We start from the raw sequence: 7692 nt of genomic DNA on the forward strand, positions 1-7692 counted from the left end.
ATTTTCAGGAAGAAGGGCTAAAACATCCTTCTTCATGATTTTACCACGATGACCAGTTCCTTGGATTTCTTGCCAAGCAATATTATGCTCTAGTGCAATTCGTTTTGCGAGTGGTGAAATGCGAACCACGTTAGTGTCTTTATATGTTTCCACGTCTTCTTTGTGGACACGACCGTTTGCGCCTGAGCCAGAAATATCGTAGAGATTTATCCCTAAATCATCTGCTAATTTTCTAGCCGCAGGAGTCGCTCTTAGCTTATCATCAGCCATGACCTCTCCTATTCTATTACAAGATACTAAGGGCGTCAAAAGTCACAGTGAAAATAGGAAACTTGACGAAGAAACTTTAGTTTCTAGGAAAGTTTATCTTTTTCACACAGACTTTAGCCCGAGTTCAATTTTATGATGCAAAGGGCGTTTAAAAGCGACTGAAAAATAGGAAATCTACGCAGACTTCGATGAAGTCAAGGAGATTTATCTTTTTTCCGAGCTTTTAGCCCGTGCTCTAATCTAAGATATCAAGGACGTAGAGAACTTTGCATCTATAGATACAAAGCTTCTCGTCTGATTGATTTTTTTACATAATTTATTTTATGTATTATTGTTTATTGTAAGTTTTACGGATTGCAGCTTTGATGCTTTCAACTGTTGAAATCATTGCATTTTCAAGATTTTGTGCGTAAGGCATCGGTACATCCTCACCTGCACAACGGCGAATAGGTGCATCTAAATAATCAAATGCTTCTGATTCAGAAATGATAGCTGAGATTTCACCAATATAGCCGCTTGTTTTGTGGGCATCATTGACAAGAACTACTTTTCCTGTTTTCTTAACTGAGTTAATGATGATTTCTTTATCAAGTGGAACCAAAGTACGTGGGTCTACTACTTCTACTGAGATGCCTTCTTCAGCCAATTCTTCAGCTGCTTGCATGACACGACGAAGCATTTTACCGTAGGTTACTACTGTTACATCAGTACCTTCGCGTTTGATTTCTCCGACACCAAGTGGGATAGTATAGTCTGGATCAACAGGAACCTCACCTTTTTGGTTGAATTCTGATTTGTATTCCAGAATGATAACTGGGTTGTTGTCTCGGATAGATGACTTGAGAAGCCCTTTCATATCCGCTGGTGTACCTGGCGCTACAACTTTCAATCCTGGGATATGCGTAAACCAAGATTCCAAGGATTGTGAGTGTTGAGCTGCAGAACCAACTCCATTACCGGCCGCACAGCGGATTGTCATTGGGACTTGACCTTTACCACCAAACATATAACGAGTTTTAGCGGCTTGGTTAACGATAGCATCCATGGCAATTACAGAAAAGTCCATGAAAGTCATATCAACGATTGGACGAAGTCCTGTCATAGCAGCACCTGCTGCTGCACCAGAAATTGCAGCTTCAGAGATTGGACAGTCACGAACACGTTCTGGACCAAATTCTTCAAGCATACCTACTGAAGTACCGAAGTCTCCACCGAAAACTCCGACATCTTCACCCATCAAAAGCACATTTTCATCACGACGCATTTCCTCAGACATTGCAAGGATAATGGTATCGCGGAAAGACATTAATTTAGTTTCCATATTTTCTCTACTTCTCCTTAGTCTGCGTAAATATCTTCAAATGCTGATTCAAGCGGAGGGAATGGACTCTCTTCAGCAAATTTAACAGATGCCTCCACTGCTTCCTTAACTTGTGCTTGAATTTCTTCAAGTTCTTCTGCACTAGCAATCTTATTTTCAACAAGGTACTTGCGAAGATTTTCGATTGGGTCTTTTTGTTTCCACTCTTCTACTTCTTCACGTGTACGATACTTACCTGGGTCTGAAGATGAGTGACCAAGCCAACGGTAGGTTACACTCTCAATCAAGACAGGACCTTTACCAGAGCGAACATGGTCCACTGCCTTTTTAAATCCTTCATAGACATCGATTACATTGTTACCATCTTCGATAAACATTCCAGGAATACCGTAAGCTGCGCTACGTTCATGGATATGTTGAACATTGGTCATTTTCTTAATATCTGCTGAAATTCCGTAACCATTATTGATACAGTAGAAAATAACTGGGAGATTCCAGATCGAAGCCATATTCACCGCTTCGTGGAAGACACCTTCGTTTGTCGCTCCGTCACCAAAGAAGCAGACAACGATTTTACCAGTGTTTTTCATTTGTTGAGTAAGGGCTGCACCTACTGCAATACCCATACCACCACCAACAATACCGTTGGCACCAAGGTTACCTGCATCAAGGTCGGCGATGTGCATTGATCCACCTTTACCTTTACAAGTTCCAGTATACTTACCAAGGATTTCAGCCATCATACCATTAAGGTCGATTCCCTTAGCAATGGCTTGTCCGTGACCACGGTGGTTCGATGTTATGAGGTCGTCTTCGTTTAGAGCTAACATAGCCCCAACGTTGGCAGCTTCCTCACCAACAGAAAAGTGCGTCATACCTGGCACTTTACCTTTTTTTACTAATTGAGCAATTTTTAAATCCATACGACGAATTTCTTCCATCTTACGGAACATCTCAAGCAAAAGATTTTTATCTAAAGTTGACATAATCTTGCCTTTCTAAGTTTAAATTCTTATAGTTCTATTTTACTTTATAGGTTAATTAGTGTCAAAAAATATGCTTGCAATTTTTCACAATATAAAAAAAGAAAAGTCAGTAAAATCAAGACTTTTCTTTATATAAAATACAAATTTCACAAATTGTTTTTTCATCATTTTTCAACAAATTATTTGAATCTTTTCATAATAACTTGTAAACGCCACTGATAAAGAATTCCACTTACCATTAAACTAATGATAAGAGCAATCCAATAGGAGTACGCACCTAAACTAGTCGAATAATCAAGATATAACCCAAGTGGAATCCCAACACCCCAGTATCCGAGAAGACCAAGACAAAAAGGAACAATCGTATCCTTGTAACCTCTTAAAATACCTTGTAAAGGCGCCGCAAATGTATCAGCTAACTGGAAGAACAAGCTATAGGTCATAAAAGATGCTGTCAGTTGGATAAATTCTGAATCTTGACCATATAGTCTGGCTACATTTTCACGATAGATGTAGAGAAAACTAAGTGTTAAAACTGCAAACACCAAAGCTGTTAAACGACCAATATGAATATACTGTTTAGCATCGTCTAACCGTTTAGCTCCAACCTCATAAGAAATCACAATGGCCATGGCAGTTGAAATACTCATAGGAAAAGCATACATCAGATTTGAAAAATTCATAGCTGACTGATGACTGGCAATAATTAGTGATGAGAACTTCGCCATAATCAAACCAACAACTGAAAAAATGGCAACCTCAGCAAATACCGTCCCCCCAATTGGTAGACCAAGATAAATAGCTTCCTTGATTTTTTTGATTTGTAGGGGCATAGGTTTTAGGAGTTGATATTCCTTAAGCTTTTTATGCTTTAACAAAACCAAAACTGAAATCAGTAACAAAGCCCAGTACGCAAGGGAAGTCCCCAGACCTGCTCCTGCACCTCCTAACTCAGGAAAACCAAAAGCTCCATATATTAGTAAATAGTTAAATCCACTATTTAAAGGAAGTAAAAGAATCATAAGATACATAGATAACTTTGTCAGTCCTAGCGTATCAAGTAACGATCGAATAACACTAAAAAGCAAAAGTGGAATAATACCGATGGCTAGGAGCCACAGATAACGTATGGCAACACTGGATACAGCCACTTCCAGCCCCATGAATTGTAAGACAATTGGTGCTAAGAAGAAAACCAAGCCAAAAAGCACGATAGATAAAGCTAAAGCCAAATAAAGAAATTGATAAAAATCCGAAGAAACTTCTTTCTTTTTCCCTTGTCCCAAATGGTGACCAATAATAGGGACCAAGGCTGAGACGATTCCAGTCAAAAAGGTAAAGAAAGGATTCCATAAACTAGTTGCAATTGAAACACCCGCTAGATTGAGAGTATTATATTGGCCCGTCATCGTGGTATCGACAAAAGATGCGGAAAAATTAGCGAATTGATAAATTAAAATAGGAAAGAAAATTTTTAAAAATAAGATGATTTTGTCTTTAATTGTTTCTGTTGTATGCATACCTACTCTTTCTACTCCTTTTCATCCAAGCCAAAAAGCTTTAAGCCGTATTTTCTCAAGCTCAAGGGTGGATTACTAACTTTTGATGTCGTGTGCCAACAATTACATGAGGCGCAATAATAGCTTCTAACCAAACCACCATTATCATACTCTACAGCATGGTCAGCTTTTTCCTTGGTTTCATACTGAATTTTAGCACGGTTAGCGGCTGGACAATATACTCCATGACAAGCATTTCGTTTACGATTTCTAAGTTTACGAAAATAATTCATCCTCAAGCTCCTAATCTGCTTGATAAACGATTTGTCCCTTACAGATAGTGTATTTAACCTGCCCTTTTAATTGTTCACCAATGAATGGTGAATTAGCTGCTTTAGAAGCAAAATGTGTGCCAACGATTCGGTCAGCTTTATCATCAAAAATCGTAATATCAGCTGGACCATTTTCAGTTAGATAACCTGCTTCAAAATTATAAAGTTTGGCTGGATTGTAGGTCATTTTTTCTAGCAATTGCATTAAACTCAACTCGCCAGCTTCCACCAGATAGGTCAAACCAAGTGACAAGGAAGTTTCCAAACCTGTCATACCTGATGGAGCTTTGGTAATATCCTCAACATTCTTTTCGTCTGCATGGTGAGGCGCGTGGTCAGTAGCAATGACAGAAATGACTCCAGATTTTAAACCTTCAATGACGGCGCGACGGTCTGATTCCAAACGAAGAGGTGGATTCATCTTAGCGTTACTTCCTTTAGTCAAAAGCAGAGCTTCAGTCTTAGAAAAATGCTGTGGAGCTACTTCTGCAGTTACGTTAGCTCCCAAATTTTGAGCAAACTCTACAACTTTAACACTTTCTTTCTTAGACAAATGCTGGATATGGACGTGAGCCTTGGTTGCATAGGCAATCATGACATCACGAGCAATCATAGCGTACTCTGCAACCCCAGTAGCACCGCAGATATGGAAATGTTCTTTAGCGATATTTTCATTAAAACCAAGCGTACCATTTAAACCAGGATCTTCTTCGTGCAAGCTGATAAAGGTGTTGAGTTTTTTTGCCTTTTCCATGGCTTCCTTGACAACTTTACTGCTTTCAAGTGGAATCCCATCATCAGAAAATCCAACTGCGCCAGCATCTAAAAGAGCTTTAAAATCAGTTAAGTCTTGCCCATTAAAGTTTTTGGTAATCGTTGCGACAGATTTAACGTTGATCTTTTCCTTTGCTGCAGATTGAAGAACTTCCTGCAAAGTCTCAACATCTGAGATAGTTGGATTGGTATTAGCCATCATAACGACAGTTGTAAATCCACCTGCAGCTGCTGCTAGTGCTCCTGTATGAATGTCTTCTTTATGAGTCTGACCAGGTTCACGGAAATGGACATGGATATCCACCAAACCAGGCCCAACTACAAGACCAGTAGCATCAATGACTTGAGCTTCATCCTTATCAATTTGAGGAGCAATTTTGACAATTTTTCCGTCTTCAACCAAGACATCACAAACCTGATCCAAACCAGACTTGGGATCCATCACACGACCATTTTTGATTACTAGCATCTGCTTTCTCCTTTATTCGTAGAAATCCACTTGGGTATCCAATAACTTATCACCATCATAAACAAACTTGGCTGAAAAGAAGGGTTTATCCTTTAAGAGCCACTCAACAAAGGTGTGGTCCCCTTCCCAGGTCGGTTTGCTTAAAACTTCATCGTAAGGAACCCATTCTAAGGTCCCTTCGTTACAGTCAATCAATTCACCCTCAAACTCTGTCACCTTAAAGACGTAGGTGTACCAGTCCAAGTCCGGTGTGAACTCTGGAAAGGTGATCACTCCTTTTAATACTGGTTTTGCTTTTAGACCAGTTTCTTCTAAAATCTCACGAGCAGCACATTCTTGTGGAGTTTCTCCACGCTCTAACTTTCCACCTACACCGATCCATTTTCCTTCATGAACATCATTAGGCTTTTTATTGCGAAGAAGCATGAGCAATTCTTTTCCATTATCAATGTAGCAAATTGTCGCTAACTGAGGCATATTCTCTCCTTATCTAAGCCAATCGATTGGCTCTTGTCCTGTTTCTTTTAAGAATGCATTGGCCTTAGAAAAAGGCTTGGAACCCCAAAATCCTCTGTAAACAGAAAGAGGACTTGGATGGGCTGACTCAATGATCAAATGCAGAGGATTGGTAACCAAGGACTTCTTCTTACGGGCGTATGCTCCCCAAAGTACAAAAACTACGGGTCTATCTATGTTATTGACGACCTTAATAACAGCATCTGTAAAGGGTTCCCATATCTGACCAGCATGACCATTAGCCTGCCCAGCAGGGACAGTCAAGCAAGCATTGAGAAGCATGACTCCCTGCTCTGCCCAAGAGGTCAAGTCATGTGACGGTTTTACCCCAATATCATCCGCAAGTTCTTTTAAAATATTTTGCAAGGATGGCGGAGCTGGAATAGCATCTGGAACCGAAAAACTTAAGCCCTGCGCCTGACCTGGTCCATGATAAGGATCTTGACCAAGGATAACCACCTTAACCTCTTCCAGAGGAGTTGTTATAAGAGCCTGAAAAACCTTTTCTTTAGGAGGATATACAGTTCCTTGAGCATAAACCTGCTCCATAAAGTGATTGATTTTCCCAAAATAACCCTCAGGTAATTGCTCTTTAATCAAAGCATGCCAGGATGAGTGTTGCATCTTAATCTCCTTTATAGTATCCATCTAAAAGCACGTTTTAATTCATCCGTACCATTTTTAAAAAAGCATAAACCATGTGCAAGTATGATTTTATCCGGTTTCCAGTTTAACATACGGGAAAAGGAAACCTTTGCTTCCCTTTGTCTTCCTAAAAAAGTCATCCGATAATCGATAGGAGTTTGACCATCAGGGGCTGTTACACGAGCTAAACGATAGAATTTTCTGCGGATTGGACTAGCTATTTTTTCTGGTTCAAAATTCTCTATAAGGTCTGTTACAATAAGTGTTTTAGTTGATTTATGAAAAAACACGACCTCTTCGATGACAGAACTTCCCTTAAAAATAAGCTGTTCAATCTCATCAGACCATAGGTCAGGAGCCATATCTGTTAAAGGAGCATCAAATTCTACCTTGACATTCTGACTTTTCGCTCTCTCTTCAACTCCTGGACTAGACCATGCTTGCGCATGAGGATATCTTTTTCTCCAATCTGAAATATAGGCATAGTGAATCTTATTTGGTGAAATCAGGTAAGCGACTTTGCCCAAAGCGTCCAGTTCAGTAAACAGTCCCTCATTTGGCGCAATCGGAGAGTGAATCCAAAGTTTGCCATCATTTAACTTAACCACCGTCATACGTGTCTGAAAAGGAAGTTTGAAGATCTTCACGTCCATTTGAATCAAATCACCATCTACTATCCAGATATTTTGATCAACTTCCTTTAGTGAATACAACGGTTCATAAAGAGAAAGTTCTGGCCTTGACATCGTTAACTACTCCTTCCTTAATACTGCCTCTATTATAGCAAAAAGTGGCTATCTAAACCACTTTTAAAAGTATCTATTGAGATTTGAGAAGTTTTAGAAAGAATTTATTCTAAAGAGCCTTTATTGGCTCTTTG

General features: G+C 39.5%; 9 protein-coding genes. All 9 read right to left on the minus strand.

Going from position 1 to position 7692, the window contains the following annotated elements; all coding sequences use genetic code 11:
* Nucleotides 1–270 (minus strand): E3 binding domain-containing protein (locus tag SINDD18_RS11250; RefSeq protein WP_241497322.1); only part of this gene is annotated, 270 nt, incomplete at its 3' end.
* Nucleotides 271–598: 328 nt separating this feature from the next.
* Nucleotides 599–1591, minus strand: coding sequence for an alpha-ketoacid dehydrogenase subunit beta (locus tag SINDD18_RS03235; protein ID WP_061863052.1), 993 nt, complete (start codon nucleotides 1589–1591; stop codon nucleotides 599–601).
* Nucleotides 1592–1608: 17 nt separating this feature from the next.
* Nucleotides 1609–2577 carry a thiamine pyrophosphate-dependent dehydrogenase E1 component subunit alpha gene (locus tag SINDD18_RS03240; RefSeq protein ID WP_061863053.1) on the minus strand — a complete coding sequence of 323 codons (969 nt, stop codon included), beginning with the start codon at nucleotides 2575–2577 and terminating at the stop codon, nucleotides 1609–1611.
* Between the two features lie 179 nt (nucleotides 2578–2756).
* The gene (locus SINDD18_RS03245) at nucleotides 2757–4097 is read right to left on the minus strand and encodes an MATE family efflux transporter (protein ID WP_061863054.1); all 1341 of its coding nucleotides are present in this window, start codon (nucleotides 4095–4097) and stop codon (nucleotides 2757–2759) included.
* A gap of 11 nt (nucleotides 4098–4108) precedes the next feature.
* Nucleotides 4109–4369: a hypothetical protein gene (locus SINDD18_RS03250; protein ID WP_061863055.1), complete on the minus strand. Its 261-nt coding sequence runs from the start codon at nucleotides 4367–4369 to the stop codon at nucleotides 4109–4111.
* Nucleotides 4370–4379: 10 nt separating this feature from the next.
* Entirely contained in the window at nucleotides 4380–5651 is a 1272-nt protein-coding gene (locus tag SINDD18_RS03255) for a dihydroorotase (RefSeq protein WP_061863056.1), read from the minus strand.
* Between the two features lie 12 nt (nucleotides 5652–5663).
* Entirely contained in the window at nucleotides 5664–6128 is a 465-nt protein-coding gene (locus tag SINDD18_RS03260) for an NUDIX hydrolase (RefSeq protein ID WP_061863057.1), read from the minus strand.
* 9 nt (nucleotides 6129–6137) lie between these two features.
* Complete coding sequence (locus SINDD18_RS03265; RefSeq protein ID WP_061863058.1) at nucleotides 6138–6791, minus strand: uracil-DNA glycosylase; 654 nt, start codon at nucleotides 6789–6791, stop codon at nucleotides 6138–6140.
* 11 nt (nucleotides 6792–6802) lie between these two features.
* Nucleotides 6803–7558 carry a DUF4336 domain-containing protein gene (locus SINDD18_RS03270; protein WP_061863059.1) on the minus strand — a complete coding sequence of 252 codons (756 nt, stop codon included), beginning with the start codon at nucleotides 7556–7558 and terminating at the stop codon, nucleotides 6803–6805.
* Nucleotides 7559–7692 lie beyond the last annotated feature (134 nt).

The sequence above is a fragment of the Streptococcus infantis genome, assembly GCF_001579645.1.
GTDB lineage: Bacteria > Bacillota > Bacilli > Lactobacillales > Streptococcaceae > Streptococcus > Streptococcus infantis_E.